Origin of the sequence: Basfia succiniciproducens (assembly GCF_011455875.1) — a bacterium.
Taxonomy (GTDB): Bacteria; Pseudomonadota; Gammaproteobacteria; order Enterobacterales; family Pasteurellaceae; genus Basfia; species Basfia succiniciproducens.
Genome location: NZ_CP015031.1, coordinates 2,170,853 through 2,192,350 on the forward strand (window position 1 = coordinate 2,170,853; position 21,498 = coordinate 2,192,350).

A 21,498-nucleotide genomic window follows, 5' to 3' on the forward strand; every position below is an offset into this window, starting at 1 on the left:
GTATGACAAATGATAAATGCATTTGCACTTGAAAATGCGCGCTTAACCCGTCTTGATGAGGATAATCTCAGTACGTTAAATAAAGCTATTTGGATTGATTTGGTCGAGCCTACCAGCGAAGAACGTGAGATTTTACAAGACGGCTTAGAGCAAAGTCTGGCTTCATTTCTTGAATTGGAAGACATTGAGGCGTCCGCACGTTTTTTCGAAGATGAAGACGGTTTGCATTTGCACTCGTTTTTTTATTGCGAAGACGAAGAAGATTATGCGGATTTAGCCAGTGTCGCCTTTACTATTCGCGACGGTCGTTTATTTACCCTGCGTGATCGTGATTTGCCCGCGTTCCGTTTGTATCGCATGCGTTCCCGTTATCAACGTTTGGACGAATGTAACGCTTATGAAGTGCTACTGGATTTATTTGAAACGAAAATCGAGCAGTTAGCCGACGTGATTGAAACCGTTTATTCCGATTTGGAACGTTTGAGTCGCGTGATTTTAGACGGCAAGCAGGGCGAGGCTTTTGACGACGCGCTTGGGACCTTAACCGAGCAGGAAGATATGAGCTCGAAAGTGCGTTTATGTTTGATGGATACTCAACGCGCGTTGAGTTTCTTAGTGCGCAAAACCCGCCTGCCGGCAAATCAGCTGGAGCAGGCCCGTGAAATTTTGCGAGATATCGAATCTCTGCAACCTCATAATGAATCTTTGTTCCAAAAAGTAAACTTTTTGATGCAGGCGGCCATGGGTTATATCAATATTGAGCAGAACAGAGTGATGAAATTTTTCTCCGTAGTATCGGTGATGTTCCTGCCGGCAACCTTAGTGGCTTCCACTTACGGTATGAACTTTGAATTTATGCCGGAACTGGGCTTTAAATACGGTTATCCGATGGCAATCGGCTTAATGATCGCTGCGGGCGTAACGCCATATATGTATTTTAAACGTAAAGGCTGGTTGTAAATTTTGCTTTTAAGCTAAAAGTGCGGTAAATTTTACCGCACTTTTAGCATATGAAAACGATAAATCTTTGCCTGTCATTTAGGCTGGCAAGCGTTTATCTTAGGAAAAGAAAATCTATGAGTTCAATTTCATTTTTAATTAGTACGGCACTCGGCTTATATATATTCGTTTTGATGTTGCGTATGTGGTTGCAGTATTGCAAAGTTGATTTTTATCATCCTGTTTCTCAAGGAATCGTAAAACTGACCAACCCGGTTTTAACGCCGTTACGTAAAGCCATTCCGACGGTCAAAAACATCGATCTTGCCGCCTTATTTTTTGTGTTTGTATTAGGCATGGTGAAGGTACCGCTGTTATATATCGCAAACGGGCAATGGGCGGCGGAAATCATCCGTCAGGAATGGCTGCAATATGTGTTGATTGGCGCATTAACGGTGGTGGCTGCTTTCGGAAAAATGATCTTTTATGTGATCTTTTTCGGTGCGATTCTCAGTTGGTTTAATCGCGGTAATGATCAGTTCAGCTATTTGCTCTATCAATTAGGCGAACCCGTGTTATCGCCGATTCGTAAGATTTTACCGAGAACGGGAATGATTGATTTTTCACCGATGGTGCTGGCATTCGGTTTATTCTTTGCCGATAAAGTGCTGTATGACATTTTTGGTATTTTATGGCAGTTAGCCAGTTAAAAGTGCGGTAGAAAATGGCGGAATTTTAGTTATGTCGGCAATAGAACAAACGACGGAAGGCTTGCGTTTACGTATTTTTTTACAACCTAAAGCGAGTCGGGATAAAATTATCGGCATTCATGACGACGAATTAAAAATTGCGATTACCGCGCCGCCGGTAGATGGCGCGGCAAATGCACATTTACTGAAATATTTGAGCAAAGCGTTTAAAGTGCCGAAAAGCGCGATTATCCTGGAAAAAGGTGAGCTTAACCGCCATAAACAGTTATTTATTCCCGAACCGAAGTTAATTCCCGAAGAACTGCAGCCATTACTTTAAGTTCTAAGCCTCGTTTATGATAAACGGGGTTTTTTTATAGCTTTAATTCGAACAGGGCTTTCTTGGTATTTAATTTAAAGCCCTCTTTTTCCCAGATTCCTTGATGCTGCTGATCCTGTTCGACTACAAGACGGGTTGAATGGGTAAAACAAACGAATTCTTTCGCTTTTTCGATCAAACCGGCATAAATTTCATTCTGGTTCGCTACATCCTGCACAAAAATATCGGTCAGTTGCCAATAGCGTTGTAGTTGTAGAGACGACAGGCGGGGATAAAGCTGAATAAAGCCGATGGCTTGTTGTCGTTCGTTGGTGGCGATAAAAATAATACTTTCGCTGAAACGGATGCGGTTATTAAGGAATGTAAACGTGCGTTCCGGATTCTCTACCATACCGTGAGATAAACGATATTCCTCAAACAGCGGGAGCAAGACCTCAAGGTTCCATTGTTCTGCTTTAAATATTTTCATAACTAATCGGGACGGTTCCAGGCTAAAAAGGAAATTGATTATTTTTTGTAAGTCTCGGGCAATTGTAGCTTTTTAAAGCAAAATAATCATCTACTAGATCAAAATTTTATGAAAAAAAACTAAATTGATAATTAAAATTTGGTATAGTAGTCGGCGTTTTTATTAATTACAAAATGGAGAAAAAACTATGGCACGTCGTCCTTTAGTTATGGGTAACTGGAAATTAAACGGTAGCAAAGCGTTTACTAAAGAATTAATCGAAGGCTTAAAAGCCGAATTAGCGGGCGTTGAAGGTTGTGATGTGGCGATCGCTCCGCCGGTAATGTATCTTGCGGAAGCGGAAGCCGCACTTGCAGGCAGTAAAATCGTATTAGGTTCACAAAACGTTGATGTGAATGTCAAAGGCGCCTTCACCGGCGATATTTCAACCGAAATGTTAAAAGATTTCGGTGCGAAATATATTATTATCGGCCACTCCGAACGTCGCACATACCATAAAGAAAGCGATGAGTTTGTTGCACAAAAATTCGGTGCGTTAAAAGAAGCGGGTTTAACTCCTGTATTATGTATCGGTGAAAGCGAAGCGGAAAACGAAGCGGGTAAAACCGAAGAAGTTTGCGCACGTCAAATCGATGCGGTAATCAATGCCTTAGGCGTCGAAGCTTTCAACGGTGCGGTTATCGCTTATGAACCGATTTGGGCAATCGGTACCGGCAAATCTGCCACTCCTGCACAGGCACAAGCGGTTCACGCGTTTATCCGCGGCCATATCGCTGCAAAATCACAAGCGGTTGCGGATCAGGTCATTATCCAATACGGCGGTTCCGTAAATGATGCTAATGCTGCGGAATTATTCACTCAACCGGATATCGACGGTGCGTTAGTGGGCGGTGCTTCATTAAAAGCGCCTGCATTTGCGGTAATCGTTAAAGCGGCGGCAAAAGCAAAAGCTTAATTTACCGTTTAATTTGGGTTATAGAGCGTAATATAGATATTGCGCTTTTTTTAGAAAACTGCGGTCAAAATTTTGTGATTTTTGACCGCAGTTTTATTTGGCTAAGAAATTTACCGGTTTAATTCCGGATTAATTTTAAAATTAAGTCGAGTAATTTCCGGATATTCTTTTTGTACTAATTGCAGCAATTCCTGCCGGCGGAATAAAAACCCCTGACGCACAACCGCATTCGCCACTTCAATATGTAAACCGTTTTCCGTAAAATTTGCCAGCCGATACATTCCTTTAAACTGGCTTGGGAACCATCGCTGAAGCTGTTGATTCAGTCGGTTCAAAAACAGACCTTTTTGCATAATTTTAGATAAATCGGAACTTTCTACCAGATCTTTAATATTCACTATTTTTTGCTTGCGCATAGATTGAATTTCCTAAATTGATCCCAATAAATAAGGACATTGTAGCGAATTTCCGTTACAATAGGGTAAATTTTTGGGCTGTCTGAATAATGATGAAAATTTCAACAAAGGGTAAACATAATTTCTGGTCGCAACTGCTCGTAAGCATGATTGCGATATTTGCTTTACCCTGTGCTCAAGGATTGAACTATTCCGATGCCGTTACCAATGAAAATTATCAGGCGCAGCGCACATCAATTAAACAGCCGGCGGCTAAATTTTCCGCTCTTATCCAACAACAGGTTGCGGTACAGCAACGGCAAGCACAGCAATGTAATGTGGATTGCCCGAAATTTGCTAAAATCGAACCGCACTTTTGCCTCTCTCCAAGCTACTTTCATGCGCCGATTCGCGGTAGTCCTTTAGTATAAAAGATAAACAGACCCTAAATATTAACTGCCAATTATTAGCAGATTGATTCGACGTCCTTGACTGACGTTGAGATTTTTTATTGAAAAGAGAATGAATTTTTATGTTAAAAACTATTGCAACCAAAATTTTCGGTAGCCGTAATGACCGCGTATTGCGTAAATTAAATAAAGTCGTTAAAAAAATTAATGGTTTAGAACCCGCTTTTAGCGCCTTAACGGACGATGAATTAAAAGCGAAAACCGCGGAATTCCGCGCCAGACTGGAAAAAGGCGAAAGTCTGGAAAGTTTGATGCCGGAAGCTTTTGCTACCGTGCGTGAGGCAAGCCGTCGCGTGTTAGGCATGCGCCATTTTGACGTGCAACTTATTGGCGGTATGGTGCTGACTAACCGTAATATCGCGGAAATGCGTACCGGTGAAGGTAAAACCCTGACCGCCACCTTACCTTGTTATTTAAACGCGCTAACCGGTAAAGGCGTGCACGTGGTTACTGTGAACGATTATTTAGCGAACCGCGATGCGGAAACCAACCGCCCGTTATTTGAGTTCCTCGGCATGACGGTGGGCGTGAATATCCCGGGGTTACCACCGGAAGTAAAACGCGCCGCTTATCAGGCGGATATTACTTATGCGACCAACAGCGAATTAGGCTTTGACTATTTGCGTGACAATCTTGCCCATAGCAAAGAAGAACGTTTCCAACGTCAATTGCATTATGCGCTGGTGGATGAAGTGGATTCAATCTTAATTGACGAAGCCCGTACGCCGTTAATTATTTCAGGTCCGGCGGAAGACAGCTCCGAACTTTATATCGCCATTGATAAATTAATTCCGTTATTAGTTAAACAGGATAAAGAAGATACCGAAGAATATCAGGGCGACGGCGATTTTACTTTAGATTTGAAAACCAAACAGGCGCATTTAACCGAGCGCGGTCAGGAAAAATGCGAAAACTGGTTAATTGAAAACGGCTTTATGACTGAAAACGAATCGTTATATTCGCCGGCAAAAATCGGTTTAGTGCATCATATTTATGCTGCATTGCGTGCTCACACTTTGTTTGAACGCGATGTGGATTATATTGTAAAAGACGGTGAAATCGTTATTGTTGACGAGCATACCGGTCGTACTATGGCGGGGCGCCGTTGGTCTGACGGTTTGCACCAGGCCATTGAAGCAAAAGAACATGTAAAAATTCAGGGTGAAAACCAAACTGTCGCTTCGATTACTTATCAAAACTATTTCCGCTTATATGAAAAATTAGCGGGTATGACGGGTACGGCGGATACCGAGGCTTTTGAATTCCAACAAATTTACGGGTTGGAAACCATCGTTATTCCAACTAACCGACCTATGATTCGTGATGACCGTACCGATGTAATGTTTGAAAGCGAAGCTTATAAGTTCCAGGCGATTATTGAGGATATTAAAGAATGCGTAGCCCGTAGCCAGCCGGTGTTGGTGGGTACCGCCTCTATCGAAAAATCGGAATTGCTTTCTAACGAATTGGATAAAGCGGGCATTCCTCATAACGTACTGAATGCTAAATTCCACGCACAGGAAGCGGAAATTATTGCCAACGCCGGTTATCCGGGAGCGGTGACTATCGCAACTAATATGGCGGGTCGCGGTACGGATATCGTATTAGGCGGTAACTGGAGAGCGGAAGCGGCGAAGTTAGAAAATCCGACGGAAGAACAGCTTGAGGCCTTAAAAGCCGCATGGCAGGAGCGCCATGATGTGGTGATGAAAGCGGGTGGGCTACATATTATCGGTACGGAACGTCATGAGTCCCGCCGTATTGATAACCAGTTGCGCGGTCGTTCAGGTCGTCAGGGCGACCCGGGTTCTTCACGTTTCTATTTATCCTTAGATGATTCGTTAATGCGTATTTACCTCAACGAAGGTAAACTGAACATGATGCGTAAAGCTTTCAGTACGCCGGGCGAAGCAATGGAATCTAAATTGCTGGCTAAAGTGATTGCCTCCGCTCAAGCGAAGGTAGAAGCCCATAACTTTGACGGCCGTAAAAACCTGTTACAATTTGACGATGTGGCGAACGATCAACGTCATGCGATTTATGCGCAGCGTAACGATTTATTGGATCATGAGGATATTTCGGAAACCATTAAAGCTATCCGCGAAGATGTGTATAACGAAGTGATTGATCAATATATTCCGCCTCAATCCTTAGAGGAACAATGGAATATCGCCGAATTGGAAAAACGCTTAAAACAGGATTTTGCTTTAGATCTGCCGATTCAGCAATGGTTAGAAGAAGATAACCAGTTGCACGAGGATAACTTACGCGAACGTATTATTGCTTCGGCGGTGGAAGAATACCAACACAAAGAAGAAATTGTCGGCGCGGAGACCATGCGTAACTTTGAAAAAGGCGTGATGTTGCAAACGCTCGACGAATTATGGAAAGAGCATTTAGCCGCTATGGATCAGCTGCGCAAAGGTATTCATTTACGCGGTTATGCGCAAAAAGATCCGAAACAGGAATACAAGAAAGAATCTTTCCAAATGTTTACGGAAATGTTAGATGCTTTAAAACTAACGGTTATCCGCACTTTAAGCCGTGTACAGGTACGCACTCAGGAAGAAGCACAGGCAGAGGCGGCTCAACAGGCAGCGGCGGAAAGCAAGGATTACGCTGACGACAGCGCCTCCGGCGAGCGCAGCGTTGCGCAGACAACACAGCGTATCGGGCGTAACGATCCTTGCCCTTGCGGTTCCGGCAAAAAATATAAACATTGCCACGGTAACCGAGCTGCTCACGAGGCATAATTGATAAAAGTGCGGTTAAAATTTTTGATTTTTTGACCGCACTTTTTGATAGATTTTGACTAAATGAGGATTAGTTTGTGGATAAAAAAACAGTGCAGGTTGCGGCAGGTATTATCCGTAATGAATTCGGACAGATTTATCTTACTCAGCGTTTAGAAGGGCAGGATTTTGCGCAATCCCTTGAGTTTCCCGGCGGAAAAGTGGATGTAAACGAAACGCCGGAACAAGCGCTTAAACGGGAGTTGGAGGAAGAAGTCGGTATTGTTGCGCTAAATCCCGTTATGTTTGAGCAATTTGTGTTTGAATATCCGAATAAAATTATTCATTTCTATTTTTATCTGATCAGCGAATGGATTGGCGAGCCTTTCGGACGGGAGGGGCAGGAAGGATTTTGGATTGAACAGCTTGACCTGGACGAATCTCAATTTCCGCCGGCAAATTCCAAATTGATTCAGCGCCTGTTGGCAGAAATGAATTGTTAAAAAAACAGCGAGTCAAAATAGGCTCGCTGTTTTTTATTGCTGATAAAATCAGTTTTTCAACTTTTATTTATCGAAGAATTAATACCGGTTTATCGGTGTTTCGCGCCACTTTTACGGTGTTCGCGCTCAACCCTTTTGCGTTGGGTTGGCTACTTGCCAGCATGACGATGAGATCCACATTTTTTTCATCCGCCAGATGGTTTATTTCTTCATAAATCGTACCGTAAGAAACGATATGTTGCACTTTTGCCCCTTTCGGGAAGGCTTTTTCCGTGAATTTATGCAAAGCTTTGTTTGCTTCCTCCAATACGGATTTATCGAAGTTTTTGGGTAAAAAAGCGGAGATAAAACTATCGTCCATCGGCTCAATAATGGTGACTACGCGAAATATCGCCTGCGGGTTATCTTCCGTGAGTTTTAAGCAGGTATCCACTACATATTTGGCGCTGTCTAAATTGCTGAGATCGATGGCAATTAAAATATTTTTGTACATATAAAATCCTTATTACGTCAACATTGGCATATTGCTATGCCAATATGATTAGCTGTTTTTACGACGGCGTTGATTCCATGCAAGCGCAGAAACAAGCAGCAATGCAGGAATAAACATCAGTTCTTTTGGTAATGAATTTTTTGGCACTTCGACATCAATAATGGTTTGATCCCAATTTAAGCCCGCTTTGGCGGCAGGCGAATCAATTTCAACATTATCAATTAAAATCTTATCGGTTTCATTGCCGTTAATCTGGATCTTTTCTCCGGTATTCAACAATGTTAAACCCATGGCTTTTAATTTTTCTTCACCGTTTTCACCTGCCGGGATACTGAGTTTTGAATAAAACTCAATTTCTTTGCCATAAGGATTTAATCCGGCTACTTTAATTGTCAGATTTTGCCCTGCCGCCGCATTTTCGATTTCCTGCACTAATTGAGCAGGTTCAATATGGCGTTCCGTAGGTGAAACATATTCCATAAAGAAACCCGGTCTGAACAGCATAAATGCGGCAAGTATCAGGGCTAAGCCTTCCCATTTTTTATTTTTAGTAAAGAAATATCCCATGGTTGCGGCTGTAAACGCCATTACCCCGATGGTTGCGGTAATAAATACTAAAATACCTTTTGCCCAACCCACATCAAGTAATAACAGGTCAGTGTTAAAAATAAACAGGAAGGGTAAAATGGCCGTTCTTAAACTGTAATAGAACGCAGTTGCCCCTGTTTTTATCGGGCTTCCGCCGGAAATAGCCGCTGCGGCAAAGGAGGCTAAGCCTACAGGCGGCGTGACGTCCGCCATAATACCGAAATAGAATACAAATAAATGGACCGCAATCATTGGCACGATCAGCCCGTTTTGTTTACCCACTTCAACGATAACCAGCGCCATTAAGGATGAAACCACAATATAGTTTGCCGTAGTCGGTAGCCCCATACCGAGAATTAAACTGAAGATTGCCACTAAAATCAGCATGAGCAATACGTTGCCCATGGAGAGAATTTCAATAATACTGGACAATTGCACGCCAAAACCGGTTAATGACACCACACCTACGATAATGCCGGCGGTTGCGGTGGCAATGCCGATACCGATCATATTGCGGGCGCCGGTTTCCAAACCTTTAATCAGTTCTTGTACGCCTTCTTTAAGTTGGATAAATTTATCCGTGTTTTCTTTTCGGAACAGGCTTAATAGAGGCCGTTGGGTAATAATAATGGCGGATAAGGCGAGAATTCCCCAAAAAGCGGACAAACCCGGCGACATACGCTCAATCATTAAACACCACATTAAAACCACAACCGGCAATAAATAATGTAAGCCGGCATTTACCGTTGGTTTGGTTGCCGGCAGAACGACAATTTTTGCATTAGGATCATCAGGTTCGAGATCCGGAAAGCTTGCCACCCGATGAATGAGCAGAATGTAAACAATCAGCAATAACAGGCAGACGATTAAAAATGCTTCATTTGGCACCGCAGTTTTTAGCCAGCCCAGAGTTAATTCAAGCACAAAATAAATAATGCAAAGCGTTAAGAAAGTGCCTATTGCCCGGATTAACGTTACTAAAAACGGTTTTGCCGGATCAGTTCTTGGCAACCCTTTTAAACCCATTTTACAGGCTTCGAGATGAACAATATAAACCAATGCGATATAAGAAATTAATGCCGGCAGGAATGCGTGCAGGATCAATTCGTTGTAGGGCATATTGATATATTCGATCATCAGGAAAGCGGCGGCGCCCATAACCGGCGGCATTAATTGACCGTTTACGGAAGACGCCACTTCAACGGCTCCCGCTTTTTCCTGGGTGAAACCTACACGTTTCATCATGGGAATAGTGAATGTGCCGGTAGTTACCACATTGGCGATAGATGATCCTGAAACCAAGCCCGTTAAAGCCGAAGAAACCACCGCTGCTTTAGCAGGGCCGCCGCTTAAATGACCCAAATAAGCAAAAGCGGTTTTAATAAAATAATTACCTGCCCCCGCTTTATCCAATAAGGCACCGAATAAAACGAAGAGAAATACGTATTTTGTAGAAACGCCCAGGGCGACGCCGAATACGCCTTCCGTGGTGATCCATTGTTGGTTAATGATTTGCGATAATGAACCGGAACGGTGGCTGATAATCCAACTTGTAGGCAGGTATTGCCCGAAGAAGTTATACAACAAAAATATAACGGCAATAACCGCGAGAGGTAAACCAAGGCTTCGGCGTGTGGCTTCCAGCAATAGTACAATACCAATACAGCCTGCGATAATATCCTGCAGATTAGGCGCGCCGAATCGGGTTACTAGACTTTGATAAAAGAACAGATAATAAGCGCCTAAGAACGCCCCGGCAGTGGCACAAATCCAGTCAATAATTGGTATGCGGTGTTTAGGCGAAGTAGAGAGCGCCGGAAAAGAAAGGTAGGCAAGAAATAGCGCAAAAGCCAAATGAACGGATCTTGCTTTAGTGTCGTCCACAACTACATTGAGATCAATATTATGTTGGGTTAACACTTCTTGCAGCCAAAACGGAAACGGCGATGTGTAATACAATTGAAAAATAGACCACAAAATGGCGGTGCCTACGATGAGTTTTTTGGGAAATCCAGCAGGGTTACGCCCACCCTCATCATTAGATGCAACCAAGTCTCTCAGATCATCATAATCGACAGATTGAATTTTTTCTGACATAGGTTCCTCGAAAATAGATAAAAAACCCTACACCAATGGCATAGGGTTAATATTAAGTGATTGATACATTAATTTATGTATCAAAAAGCATGATAAAGCGCTTAATTATTTTAACCAGCCACGTTCTTTATAATAACGTTCCGCACCTTCGTGAAGCGGTGCCGAAAGCGCATTTTTAATCATGTCTTCTTCTTTTAAGTTAGCGAATGCCGGGTGTAAACGTTTGAAACGATCGAAATTATCAAATACCGCTTTTACTACCGCATACACTTTATCCGCATCCACATCAGTCGAGCTGACTAAAGTCGCGTAAGAACCGAATGTTTCCACCGGATTATCCGTACCTTTGTACAAGCCGCCCGGAATTACCGCTTTAGCATAATAAGAATGTTCGCTGACTAATTTATCAATTTCGGGACCTGTGACCGGCACTAAATGCGAATCGCAGGAAGCGGCGGCTTCTTTTAATGCGCCGTTCGGGTGACCGACGTTGTAAGTAATGGCGTCTAAGTTGTTATCGCACATTGCTGAAGCCATCTCCGCCGGTTTTAATTCTGCGGCAACTTTAAAGTTTTTATCCGTCCAGCCTTTTTCAGCCATAATTACGTTAATTGTCGCTCTTGTGCCGGAACCCGGGTCGCCCACATTTACACGTTTGCCTTTCAAGTCGTCAAAGGTTTTGATGCCGGAATCGTCACGCGCCATTAAGGTAAAAGGTTCCGCATGAAGTGAGAACACCGCACGTAATTTTTCATTTTTCTTACCTTCGAAAGCACTGGTGCCGTTATAGGCGTGATATTGCCAGTCCGATTGCGCAATCCCCATATCCATTTGTTTGTCTGCGATAGCGTTCAAATTAGCGATAGAGGCACCGGTTGAAGGCGCATTACATTTGATTTGTGTTTTTGCCGTATCACGATTTACTAATTGGCAGATAGACTGACCGACTACATAATAAACCCCGGTTTGTCCGCCGGTACCGATAGTGATAAAACGCTCTTCAGCCTGTACGGCAAGCGCTGTCATTGCGAGGCCGGCTACTAATGATAATTTTAATAATTTTTTCATAGAGAGTTCCCCAGTATAGAGAAAATAATTGATATGTTGTGAATGTTCCGAATTTAGCCCGAACAAGACAAACATATACACGGATTTACATTGATTTTCAATAGTTTTATAAGAAGAAAAATCTAGATTGAAAAATATTTAATAAAAATCTGATTTTTCATGAAAATATAAGAGATGTATTTAATAAAAAGGCTGGAAAATTAGTGATTATCGGCAAATTTTCGGAATGATATTAGCCAATTGATCCCAAATATCGGCACTGAATTCCTGTTTGGCCAATCGTTCCAATTCCGCCAATTGCTGAACGGCAAGATAAAGCTTACGGTAAGTAAGGCGCTGAAAAGCCTGAGTAAATAGAGGGCGCCGGTTTTGCCAGATTTTTAAACGGTCAAAACCTTCACGCAGCTGTGCAACCGGTAATGCGGAATCTACCGAGGCGGTTTTATGTTGCGGCTTTGCTAATTGTAATAAGGTGGTTAATTCCCGTTGTAACGAGCGTAAAAGAATAATAGGTTGCACATCTTCCGCCTGCAAACCGGTTAAGATTCGTCGGGCTCGCGCTTCTTTGCCCTCCAACAGCGCATCAATCCATTGGAATGGCGTAAAAACCGAAGACTGTTCCACAATATTTTTAACCCGCACAAAGGTTAGTTTATGATCCGCGTGTAGCAGGTCTAATAATTGCAAAGTTTGTTTTAAAGCAAGAAGATTATTCTCATAGCTGTAACATAATAATTGAACGGCATCCTGTTCGGCGATTAACCCCATTGCTTTACAACGGTTTGCCACCCAGCGCGGTAATTGTTCCGCCGTCGGTGTCTGGCAATTTACCAGAACGGCGTTTCTATCATATTGTTCGGATTGAATAAACCAATCCTGTTTTTCCATGAGTTTGGTTAATTTACCGAAGTGTAAAATTAACAACAAATCCGAATTTAACAGACTTATTAATTCCGCCAGATTTTTACTCAAAAGTGCGGTCGGATTTTCCGGAAAATGTAAGGTAATGACCTGTTTGGAAAAGAATAAGCCCATAGATTGGCAGCGCTCAAACAGATCATTCCAATTGGTGCCGTTATCAATTTGGATTTCCAGTTTTTCATCAAAACCCGATTTAGTCGCCGCCTGAATAATATTATCCTGGCTTTCACTGAGCAGCAGCGGATCTTGCCCGATTAAATAATACAGACCGGCAAGCTTATTATTTAACGATTGCGTTAACTGTTCAGTGAAAATGCGGTTCATAACTTTATTGTTTATCGTTTTTTATTTGATGCTGTAGTGCCACCATTTTGCTGATTAACTGGCGGGCCGCCTGTTCGCGCATATCGTTCCATATAATTTCTTTTTCGGATGATTTTGCTAAGGCTGCGCGGGAGTTATCAAAGAATGTACGGTTTACTTTTGCCGAAATCGGATAGGCCGCCCGGTTAGGCATTTTTACACTTGCCGATACTTCCAGCATCAACATTTTTTCCGCTTCACGACCTTGTTTGAAGACCGAAACCACTTCGTCGTCGGTGGAGGTTTTGTTTAATCGCAATACGGGCACATCGGGGCTCGCCTCGACTAAATTGATGTTGTTAAGCTGTAATTGTTTGCGCATTGCCATCGCCATATCGCTGTATTGATCCGAACTTTCGAGAGTCAGCGTTTGTAATTCCTGAGGAATTAACTGACCGTTTTGAAAGTGAAAACCGCAAGCGGTTAACGCCGCAATAGCTGTAACAAAAGTGAATTTTTTGAGTTGTTTTAACATAGAAAACCTTCAAATTTTTAACCGCACTTTTAGTTTGAAACGAAAAGTGCGGTCGATTTTTTTAAATTATTTTGCTACGAAGCTTAATAATTTACCCGGTACATAAATCACTTTAACGATATTTAAACCGTCCAGGAATTTTTGTACGTTTTCTTCCGCAAGTGCGACCCGTTTAATTTCTTCTTCCGCCATATCCGCCGGAACCGTAATTTTACCGCGCACCTTGCCGTTTACCTGCACGACAACAAGTTTTTCATCATCGATCATAGCCGCTTCGTCCGCTTGTACCCAAGGAGCGAAATCGATGATATCCTCGTTGCCTAGATCTTTCCATAATTGGAAGCAGATATGCGGGGTGATCGGATACAGCATACGCACTACCGCACTCAAGGCTTCGCCCATCACCGCGCGATCCTGTTCGTCCGTTAACGGCGCACGGGTTAATTTATTCATTAATTCCATGATTGCCGCAATCGCCGTGTTGAAAGTTTGGCGACGGCCGATGTCATCGGATACTTTGGCAATGGTTTTGTGCACATCACGACGTAACGCTTTTTGCGCACTTGAAAGTGCGGTCGGATTCGGCGCCGTTTTGACCGGATTTTTATTATATTCAAATACCAGATTCCATAAGCGCCCTAAGAAACGTTTAGCCCCTTCTACGCCGGATTCCTGCCATTCCAAAGTCATTTCTGCCGGGGAGGCGAACATCATGAATAAACGGACTGTGTCGGCGCCATATTTTTCCACCATTTCCTGCGGGTCGATACCGTTGTTTTTGGATTTTGACATTTTGGTCATACCGGCGTGAACCAATTCGTGACCTTCATCATCCGTCGCTTTCAGAATACGACCTTTTTCATCACGTTCCAGCATTACTTTGGTTGGCGATACCCAAATACGTTCGTTAGTCGGGCTGGTATAATAGAAAGCGTCCGCTAATACCATGCCTTGGCAAAGTAATTTTTTAGTAGGTTCATCGGTAGAAACCAAGCCTGCGTCACGTAACAATTTGTGGAAGAAACGGAAATAAAGCAAGTGCATAGTGGCGTGTTCGATACCGCCGATATATTGATCGACGGGCAGCCAGTAATTTGCCTCGTCCGAATCCAGCATACCTTCATGATACTGCGGGCTGGTGTAGCGCGCATAGTACCAGGAAGATTCCATAAAGGTATCGAAGGTATCGGTTTCTTTTAATGCGGGTTGACCGTTATAACTAGTTTTCGCCCAGTCCGGATCCGCTTTGATCGGGCTTTTTACCCCGTCCATTACGACGTCTTCGGGAAGAACGATCGGTAAATCCTGCAATGGCGCCGGCACCACATCGCCGTTTTCCAGAGTCAGCATCGGAATCGGTGCGCCCCAGTAACGTTGACGGGATACGCCCCAGTCTCGTAAGCGGTAATTCACCTGGCGTTTACCTACGCCCATTTTTTCCAGTTTATCCGCAATACCGTTAAATGCGGCCTCAAAATCCAAACCGTCGAATTCCGCCGAATTCACCAGTTTACCGTGCTCGGTAAACGCAGCTTTAGTTAAATCGATTTCTTCACCGTTCATCGGTGCAATAACCTGTTTAATAGGCAAACCGTATTTAGTTGCGAATTCAAAGTCACGCTGATCATGAGCAGGCACCGCCATCACCGCGCCCGTACCGTAATGCATTAGCACAAAGTTAGCTACCCATACCGGCACCGGTTTGCCGGTAATCGGGTGAATCGCATTAATGCCGGTAGCCATGCCTTTTTTTTCCATGGTGGCAAGTTCCGCTTCCGCTACTTTGGTATTTTTGCATTCCTGGATAAAGCGGGCTAATTCGGCGTTATTTTGCGCCGCTTTTTCCGCTAACGGATGACCGGCCGCCACCGCCATGTAAGATACGCCGTAGAAGGTATCCGGACGGGTAGTGTAAACCGCGACGGTTTCGTCGCTGTTTTCAATTTTGAAAGTAATCTCCACCCCTTCGGAACGGCCAATCCAGTTGCGTTGCATGGTTTTCACCATATCCGGCCATTCGGGAAGGGTATCTAAACCGCTTAATAACTGTTCCGCATAATCGGTAATTTTAATAAACCATTGCGGAATTTCTTTTTGTTCTACCGGCGTGTCACAACGCCAGCAGCAACCTTCATGGACCTGTTCGTTGGCAAGTACGGTTTCGTCATTCGGACACCAGTTCACCACAGAGGTTTTTTTGTACACCAGACCTTTTTTATAAAGCTCGGTGAAAAACCATTGTTCCCATTTATAATATTCCGGTTTGCAAGTGGCGATTTCACGATCCCAGTCATATGAGAAACCCAGCATTTTAAGCTGTTTTTTCATGTAATCGATATTTTCGTAAGTCCATTTTGCCGGTGCGGTTTTATTTTTTACCGCCGCACCTTCGGCAGGCAGACCGAAAGCGTCCCAACCTACCGGTTGCAATACGTTTTTGCCGTTCATTCGTTGATAACGGGAAACCACATCCGCAATCGTATAGTTACGTACGTGCCCCATATGTAAGCGGCCGGACGGATAAGGGAACATTGATAAACAATAATATTTTTCTTTACTGCTGTCTTTGACTGCTTTGAAGGTCTGATTATTCTGCCAGTATTTTTGCACTTCTTGTTCAAGCAAATCAGGACGATATTGTTCTTGCATAGTATTACCTTAAAACTTTGAAAAAATGAACCGCACTTTTGCGGCAAATTTATACTTGGAAAATGTGGTATAGGATAGCGTAAAACGGAGGAAATTAATAGGTACTTGAGAAAGATTAATCTGTGGTTATTTAGATCGTATTTTTGACTTATTTGCGATACGCTTTATCCATTGCCATAATTACTTCTCGTACGACTTTTTTCTGTTCGGAAGGTAAATTTAAAAAGAGCTTAATTACTGTCTGATCTTGATAGCTTGCGGCTTCTTCCCAAATGTGTTTGCTTAGTTCTTTCTCTTTTTCCACTCTGTCTAATTTGTAAGCTAATTCATCTGATACCAAATCTGAAACTGGCACATTCAGCCATTCAGCCAATGTTCTAAGTCTTGCTGGTCTTGGCATTGTTTCACCTCGTAACCAGCTGGCGAAAGCGTGCAAGCCAATCGGTTTACCGTAATGCCGTAAATTAAACTCACGTTCTAGTACCGAAGCCATAGGTTTATATCCCCTTTCAATTAAAAGGGCTTTTAGTTTTTCTGCAAAGAGTTCTTTTTCATTCATATTATCAAGTTAATTTTTAACTTAATTTTTAGCGAAAGATTGATAAAAACTTACGTAACAATTATGATACTTACGTTTTAAATTACGTTAATAATTAACTTAAAAATTACGTTTTAATATGACAACCCAAATTAAATCCAAACAACGAGTTTCCGATCATGGCGAAGTGTTTACAAGAAAAGAAGAAGTGAATGCGATGCTGGATTTAGTGAAAGACGAAACTTTGCGGATTGAATCCCGATTTTTAGAGCCAGCCTGTGGAGATGGTAATTTTCTGATTGAAATTTTACGCAGAAAGTTAGCGGTCGTAGAAAGGCAATATGCCAAATCGCAACGTGAGTATGAGTTTTATTTAGTGGTAGCGATTGGGACGATTTACGGGATTGAACTGCAATACGACAATGTGATTGCCTGTCGTGGGCGGCTTTGCAAATTTGCAGAAGAATCCTATCGCTTGTTGTTTCCCGATACCGCCAATGATGAAGTCATCAGCGTGCTTCGTTTCATTTTGAGTTTGAACATCGTGCAAGGCAATGCGTTGAAAATGTGCTATGTCGATGAAAAAAATCAAGATTTGCCAACAAAAATGTTGCATTTTTCACAATGGTCACCTGTGTCATTGGGGCGGAAATGGAGCTTAAAACGTCACGATTTTGAATATCAACATTTAGTCTTTGACAGTTCAGAACCGTATCAATCTGTTCAAGAGTATTTCGGCTGTTATTTTTTAGAGATCCAAAATGCAAAACCTATCCATTAACTATAATCCTGATGTGCTCTCTTGCCTGGCGAATTTATCCAATGATGAGGTGTTTACTTCACCTGAGCTTGCCAACCGTATGTTGGATTTATTGCCGCAGGGGCTTTTTTCATCAAAAAAAACCACATTTTTAGACCCGGCCACCAAATCGGGCGTATTTTTGCGTGAAATTGCTAAACGGCTGATTAAAGGTTTAGAAGCGGAAATCCCCGATTTACAGACACGAATCAACCATATTTTTACCAAGCAAATTTTCGGTTTAGGTATTACAGAACTGACAGCTTTATTGGCTCGCCGAAGTCTCTATTGTAGCCGTTCGGCAAACCATAAATATGCACTTTGTACCGAATTTAATGATGAACAAGGCAATATCCTTTATGCGCCGTTGAAACATAGTTGGGAAAACGGGCGGTGTAAACATTGTGGTGCTAGCCAACAGGTGTACGACCGTGAAAGTCATTTAGAAAGTCATGCTTATTCGTTTATTCATCAATCAATTCAAGACATTATTCCAAATTGCCCTATGAAATTTGACGTTATTATCGGAAATCCACCTTATCAGTTAAGTGATGGTGGAGCACAGGCAAGTGCCAAACCTATTTATGATTTATTTGTGGAACAGGCAAAAAAACTTAGCCCAAAATATCTCGTAATGATTATTCCTTCACGTTGGTTTACGGGCGGAAAAGGCTTAGATAATTTCCGTGATTCAATGCTTTCGGACAATCGCATTTCAACTATTCACGATTTTCCAAATTCACAAGATTGCTTTACTGGCGTGGAAATTAAGGGTGGTGTCTGTTATTTCCTTTGGGAGGAACATTACAAGGGAAATTGTAAGGTTGTTACACATGAAAAAAACGAAATTTCATCTGAAATGGTGCGTCCATTAAAAGAAGAAGGGTTAGACATTTTCGTTCGTTATAACAGTGCGGTCAAAATTCTCCGTAAAGTCCAAAAGAAAAAAGAAGGTAGTTTTGCTGATTTAGTCAGTACACGAAAACCATTTGGTTTAACAACAACGGATAAAGGCAATCCAACTCCTTATAAATCAAGCGATCACAATGTAAAACTTTTCCAAAATCGTGGCGTTGGTTATATGAAACAAGAAGAAATTCCTGTTAATAAACAATGGATCCATACGCATAAAGTGATTGCCCCTTATGCGGTTGGCTCGGGCGATAGTAAAACTGACAGGGTAAAACCGATTTACGCAGGTTTAGGTACGGCTTGTACCGAAACTTATTTGGTAATAGGACCTTTTGACAGCCAAGACATTTGTGAAAATGTGATGAGCTATATTAATACACGCTTTTTCCATTTTATGCTGACTTTAAAGAAAAATACCCAACACACCACGAAAAAAGTATATGAATTAGTGCCATTACAAGATTTCTCAAAGCCGTGGACAGATAAAGAACTTTACGAAAAATATCAATTAACTCAGGCGGAAATTGATTATATTGAAACAATGGTTAGACCGATGGGAACTAAAGAATGAGTGAATTTATTACCGAATTGCGCACACCAAAAATTTACGCCTACAATGATAGTCGTTTTCCAAATTGCTTAAAAATTGGTTATACAACACGTAATGTCGAAGAGCGCGTGGCAGAACAATATCCTGTGAAATTACCGAATCAAAGCTATCAAATCCTGTTAAGTGAGGTGGCAATTCGTGACGATGGCTCTAGTTTTCGGGATAGCGATATTCACACCATTTTGCAAAAACGTGGCGTAGAACGCTTAGATGGTGAATGGTTTAAATGCGATTTAAACGAAGTAAAATCTGCTTATTTAGAAGTTAAGACCGGGCAAGCGGTCGAAAAAGAGCGAATTTTTGCATTTGGTATGCGACCTGAACAGCTGGCAGCCGTCGCCAAAACCGCCCAATACTTCCGCTCATTTGCGGAAGATGAAAATAATCAAGGTAAAACACCACATTTCTTGTGGAATGCCAAAATGCGTTTTGGTAAAACCTTTGCGGCGTATCAGCTTGCCAAAGAAGTGGGCTGGAAAAAAATTTTGGTGCTGACATTCAAGCCTGCGGTGCAAAATGCATGGCAGGAAGATTTGCAAAACCACGTGGATTTTCAAGGCTGGCGATTTGTGCTGGAAGAAAGCGAATGGCAGAACGCGGTCGAATTGCCACAAATTTGTTTTGGTTCATTTCAAGATTATTTAGGCAAAAACAAAGCCGGTGGCACTAAGCTCAAAAATGAGTGGGTTCATACCATTAACTGGGACTGCATTATTTTTGATGAATATCACTATGGTGCGTGGCGTGAAAAATCCAAAGGATTATTTGGAGCGGACGAACAGCTTTATCAAACGATGCAATCGGAAGCGGCTGAAATGGAAATGGATATGCCGGATTATTTTGATGAAGATAGCTTGCCGATTACCAGCCATCATTTTTTATATTTATCGGGTACGCCGTTCCGGGCTTTAAATTCGGGTGAATTTATTGAAGAACAAGTATATAACTGGACCTATTCTGATGAGCAAAAAGCTAAAAAAGAGTGGCAGGGTGAAGATAACCCATATTTGAGCTTGCCGAGAATGGTGATGCTGACGTATCAGTTGCCCGATGATATTCGTGAAGTGGCGTTAAAGGGTGAATTTAACGAATTTGATCTAGGGCAGTTTTTTGAAGCTAAAGGTACAGGCGATAAGGCTAAATTTACATACGAAAACGAAGTACAAAAATGGTTGGATCTTATTCGGGGCTCGTTACGTTCGACTACGATTGATAACTTAAAATTAGGTTCAGAAAAGCCACCAATGCCTTTTGGTGACAGTCGTTTATTAGGTAGCCTTCTGCATACACTTTGGTTTTTACCAACAGTTGCCTCTTGTTACGCAATGCGAAATTTATTGGCACAAAAGCAGAATCAGTTTTACCACGAATATAACGTGATTGTTGCCGCTGGCAATGAAGCTGGAATGGGAGCAGAAGCGATTTTGCCTGTGAAGAAAGTGATGACGAGCGAACCTCTTAAAACTAAATCCATTACACTTTCTTGCGGTAAATTAACCACTGGTGTTTCGGTTGCCCCATGGACGGGAATTTTTATGCTACGTAATCTCAATAGCCCTGAAACCTATTTTCAAGCGGCTTTTCGTGTGCAAACTCCGTGGGTATTACGCGGACATAATCCGAATGATCCGAATAATGAATGTATCGTTAAAGAAGATTGCTATGTGTTCGATTTTGCCCCTGACCGTGCGTTAAAACAGCTTGCCGATTATTGCGTTCGTTTAAATACGGATAATAAAAACCCCGAACAAAAAGTGGCGGAATTTATTCAATTCTTACCTGTTCTTGCTTATGATGGTAGTTCTATGCACTCTATTGATGCCGCTGGTATTTTGGATATGGCGATGAGCGGTACAACTGCAACACTGTTGGCACGCAGATGGGAAAGTGCGGTGTTGGTGAATGTGGATAACGAAACATTGAGCAAATTACGCCGTAATGAAGCAGCAATGGCTGCATTGATGAGAATTGAAGGTTTTCGGGCGTTAAATCAAGATATTGAAACTATCATCAATAAATCTGGAAGTGTGAAGAAAACCAAGCAAAAAGCCAATGAACGAGATTTGTCAAAAGAGGAAAAAAAGCAACTTTCTGATGATGAGAAAAAGGAAAAAAGCCTTCGTAGGCAGATTCAGGAAAAATTGATTAAATTTGCCACACGGATTCCAATTTTTATGTATCTGACTGATAACCGTGAATATAGTTTGCAAGATGTCATTACTCAACTTGAACCTGAGCTTTTTTTTAAAGTAACGGGTTTAACTCAAAAGGATTTTAGCTTGTTAGTCAGCCTTAATTTATTCAATAGTGGAATGATGAACGATGCCGTGTATAAATTTAAACGTTATGAAGATTCAAGTTTAAGCTATTCTGGGATAAGTAAACATGAAGAACACCAGATAGGGTTGTATGATACAACTATTAGCTTTCTAGAATATCAATTAGGTTCAGATGTTACATAATTTTAAAAAATAGGATGAGTTCACTTTTAAT

The 21,498-nt window shown here is 42.1% G+C and carries 19 protein-coding genes; 10 read left to right on the top strand and 9 right to left on the bottom strand.

All coding sequences use genetic code 11. From position 1 onward, the window contains the following. Positions 1-9 precede the first annotated feature (9 nt). The 3 genes from corA (at position 10) to yggU (ending at position 1,968) form a co-directional block, all read left to right on the top strand. On the top strand, positions 10-960 hold the full coding sequence (gene corA / locus A4G13_RS10095) for a magnesium/cobalt transporter CorA (RefSeq protein ID WP_011199502.1): 951 nt from the start codon (positions 10-12) through the stop codon (positions 958-960). Positions 961-1,076: 116 nt separating this feature from the next. Next, on the top strand, positions 1,077-1,649 hold the full coding sequence (locus A4G13_RS10100; RefSeq protein WP_041639494.1) for a YggT family protein: 573 nt from the start codon (positions 1,077-1,079) through the stop codon (positions 1,647-1,649). 31 nt (positions 1,650-1,680) lie between these two features. Next, on the top strand, positions 1,681-1,968 hold the full coding sequence (gene yggU / locus A4G13_RS10105) for a DUF167 family protein YggU (RefSeq protein ID WP_090654077.1): 288 nt from the start codon (positions 1,681-1,683) through the stop codon (positions 1,966-1,968). A 34-nt stretch (positions 1,969-2,002) separates the two neighbouring features. Here the strand turns inward: yggU and A4G13_RS10110 are convergent, their stop codons facing one another. Next, the gene (locus A4G13_RS10110; RefSeq protein WP_011199505.1) at positions 2,003-2,437 is read right to left on the bottom strand and encodes a hypothetical protein; all 435 of its coding nucleotides are present in this window, start codon (positions 2,435-2,437) and stop codon (positions 2,003-2,005) included. A 187-nt stretch (positions 2,438-2,624) separates the two neighbouring features. Between A4G13_RS10110 and tpiA the strand changes: the two genes are divergently transcribed. After that, positions 2,625-3,392 carry a triose-phosphate isomerase gene (tpiA, locus tag A4G13_RS10115; RefSeq protein ID WP_011199506.1) on the top strand — a complete coding sequence of 256 codons (768 nt, stop codon included), beginning with the start codon at positions 2,625-2,627 and terminating at the stop codon, positions 3,390-3,392. A 110-nt stretch (positions 3,393-3,502) separates the two neighbouring features. Here tpiA and A4G13_RS10120 read toward each other — a convergent pair whose 3' ends face one another. Next, entirely contained in the window at positions 3,503-3,808 is a 306-nt protein-coding gene (locus A4G13_RS10120) for a DciA family protein (protein WP_090654075.1), read from the bottom strand. A gap of 89 nt (positions 3,809-3,897) precedes the next feature. On the opposite strand from A4G13_RS10120, the gene secM reads away from it, so the two are divergent. From secM to mutT, 3 genes are all read left to right on the top strand, one after another. Beyond that, positions 3,898-4,218: a secA translation cis-regulator SecM gene (gene secM / locus A4G13_RS10125; protein ID WP_011199508.1), complete on the top strand. Its 321-nt coding sequence runs from the start codon at positions 3,898-3,900 to the stop codon at positions 4,216-4,218. 101 nt (positions 4,219-4,319) lie between these two features. Then, positions 4,320-7,010, top strand: a complete 2,691-nt coding sequence (secA, locus tag A4G13_RS10130; protein ID WP_011199509.1) for a preprotein translocase subunit SecA — start codon at positions 4,320-4,322, stop codon at positions 7,008-7,010. 77 nt (positions 7,011-7,087) lie between these two features. After that, positions 7,088-7,492 carry an 8-oxo-dGTP diphosphatase MutT gene (gene mutT, locus A4G13_RS10135; RefSeq protein ID WP_011199510.1) on the top strand — a complete coding sequence of 135 codons (405 nt, stop codon included), beginning with the start codon at positions 7,088-7,090 and terminating at the stop codon, positions 7,490-7,492. A 67-nt stretch (positions 7,493-7,559) separates the two neighbouring features. On the opposite strand, the gene A4G13_RS10140 is transcribed toward mutT, so the two are convergent. The 7 genes from A4G13_RS10140 to A4G13_RS10170 form a co-directional block, all read right to left on the bottom strand. Continuing rightward, on the bottom strand, positions 7,560-7,985 hold the full coding sequence (locus A4G13_RS10140) for a universal stress protein (protein WP_090654073.1): 426 nt from the start codon (positions 7,983-7,985) through the stop codon (positions 7,560-7,562). 48 nt (positions 7,986-8,033) lie between these two features. Then, a complete protein-coding gene (locus A4G13_RS10145) occupies positions 8,034-10,670 on the bottom strand; it encodes a TRAP transporter permease (RefSeq protein ID WP_090654071.1) in 2,637 nt (878 codons plus the stop codon). A gap of 105 nt (positions 10,671-10,775) precedes the next feature. Beyond that, a complete protein-coding gene (locus tag A4G13_RS10150) occupies positions 10,776-11,738 on the bottom strand; it encodes a TAXI family TRAP transporter solute-binding subunit (protein WP_041639497.1) in 963 nt (320 codons plus the stop codon). A gap of 207 nt (positions 11,739-11,945) precedes the next feature. Beyond that, positions 11,946-12,983, bottom strand: a complete 1,038-nt coding sequence (gene holA / locus A4G13_RS10155; RefSeq protein WP_090654069.1) for a DNA polymerase III subunit delta — start codon at positions 12,981-12,983, stop codon at positions 11,946-11,948. A 4-nt stretch (positions 12,984-12,987) separates the two neighbouring features. After that, positions 12,988-13,497 (bottom strand): LPS-assembly lipoprotein LptE, encoded by a 510-nt coding sequence (locus tag A4G13_RS10160; protein WP_011199519.1) that lies wholly within the window; start codon positions 13,495-13,497, stop codon positions 12,988-12,990. 66 nt (positions 13,498-13,563) lie between these two features. After that, complete coding sequence (gene leuS, locus A4G13_RS10165; protein ID WP_090654068.1) at positions 13,564-16,146, bottom strand: leucine--tRNA ligase; 2,583 nt, start codon at positions 16,144-16,146, stop codon at positions 13,564-13,566. Between the two features lie 148 nt (positions 16,147-16,294). Next, complete coding sequence (locus A4G13_RS10170) at positions 16,295-16,705, bottom strand: hypothetical protein (protein WP_090654066.1); 411 nt, start codon at positions 16,703-16,705, stop codon at positions 16,295-16,297. 118 nt (positions 16,706-16,823) lie between these two features. On the opposite strand from A4G13_RS10170, the gene A4G13_RS10175 reads away from it, so the two are divergent. From A4G13_RS10175 to A4G13_RS10185, 3 genes are read left to right on the top strand one after another with little or no spacing between them, the layout of a single operon-like run. Then, a complete protein-coding gene (locus A4G13_RS10175) occupies positions 16,824-17,465 on the top strand; it encodes a DNA methyltransferase (RefSeq protein WP_090654064.1) in 642 nt (213 codons plus the stop codon). Further along, a complete protein-coding gene (locus A4G13_RS10180) occupies positions 17,446-18,966 on the top strand; it encodes an Eco57I restriction-modification methylase domain-containing protein (RefSeq protein ID WP_090654062.1) in 1,521 nt (506 codons plus the stop codon). The genes A4G13_RS10175 and A4G13_RS10180 overlap by 20 nt, the downstream gene beginning before the upstream one ends. Then, a complete protein-coding gene (locus A4G13_RS10185) occupies positions 18,963-21,467 on the top strand; it encodes a DEAD/DEAH box helicase (RefSeq protein ID WP_090654060.1) in 2,505 nt (834 codons plus the stop codon). Before A4G13_RS10180 ends, A4G13_RS10185 begins: the two co-directional genes overlap by 4 nt. Positions 21,468-21,498 lie beyond the last annotated feature (31 nt).

Coding starts and splice junctions, on each gene's coding strand:
- corA (WP_011199502.1), top strand. CDS start 10: ATGATAAATGCATTTGCACTTGAAAATGCGCGCTTAACCCGTCTTGAT.
- A4G13_RS10100 (WP_041639494.1), top strand. CDS start 1,077: ATGAGTTCAATTTCATTTTTAATTAGTACGGCACTCGGCTTATATATA.
- yggU (WP_090654077.1), top strand. CDS start 1,681: ATGTCGGCAATAGAACAAACGACGGAAGGCTTGCGTTTACGTATTTTT.
- A4G13_RS10110 (WP_011199505.1), bottom strand. CDS start 2,437: ATGAAAATATTTAAAGCAGAACAATGGAACCTTGAGGTCTTGCTCCCG.
- tpiA (WP_011199506.1), top strand. CDS start 2,625: ATGGCACGTCGTCCTTTAGTTATGGGTAACTGGAAATTAAACGGTAGC.
- A4G13_RS10120 (WP_090654075.1), bottom strand. CDS start 3,808: ATGCGCAAGCAAAAAATAGTGAATATTAAAGATCTGGTAGAAAGTTCC.
- secM (WP_011199508.1), top strand. CDS start 3,898: ATGATGAAAATTTCAACAAAGGGTAAACATAATTTCTGGTCGCAACTG.
- secA (WP_011199509.1), top strand. CDS start 4,320: ATGTTAAAAACTATTGCAACCAAAATTTTCGGTAGCCGTAATGACCGC.
- A4G13_RS10140 (WP_090654073.1), bottom strand. CDS start 7,985: ATGTACAAAAATATTTTAATTGCCATCGATCTCAGCAATTTAGACAGC.
- A4G13_RS10145 (WP_090654071.1), bottom strand. CDS start 10,670: ATGTCAGAAAAAATTCAATCTGTCGATTATGATGATCTGAGAGACTTG.
- A4G13_RS10150 (WP_041639497.1), bottom strand. CDS start 11,738: ATGAAAAAATTATTAAAATTATCATTAGTAGCCGGCCTCGCAATGACA.
- holA (WP_090654069.1), bottom strand. CDS start 12,983: ATGAACCGCATTTTCACTGAACAGTTAACGCAATCGTTAAATAATAAG.
- A4G13_RS10160 (WP_011199519.1), bottom strand. CDS start 13,497: ATGTTAAAACAACTCAAAAAATTCACTTTTGTTACAGCTATTGCGGCG.
- leuS (WP_090654068.1), bottom strand. CDS start 16,146: ATGCAAGAACAATATCGTCCTGATTTGCTTGAACAAGAAGTGCAAAAA.
- A4G13_RS10170 (WP_090654066.1), bottom strand. CDS start 16,705: ATGAATGAAAAAGAACTCTTTGCAGAAAAACTAAAAGCCCTTTTAATT.
- A4G13_RS10175 (WP_090654064.1), top strand. CDS start 16,824: ATGACAACCCAAATTAAATCCAAACAACGAGTTTCCGATCATGGCGAA.
- A4G13_RS10180 (WP_090654062.1), top strand. CDS start 17,446: ATGCAAAACCTATCCATTAACTATAATCCTGATGTGCTCTCTTGCCTG.
- A4G13_RS10185 (WP_090654060.1), top strand. CDS start 18,963: ATGAGTGAATTTATTACCGAATTGCGCACACCAAAAATTTACGCCTAC.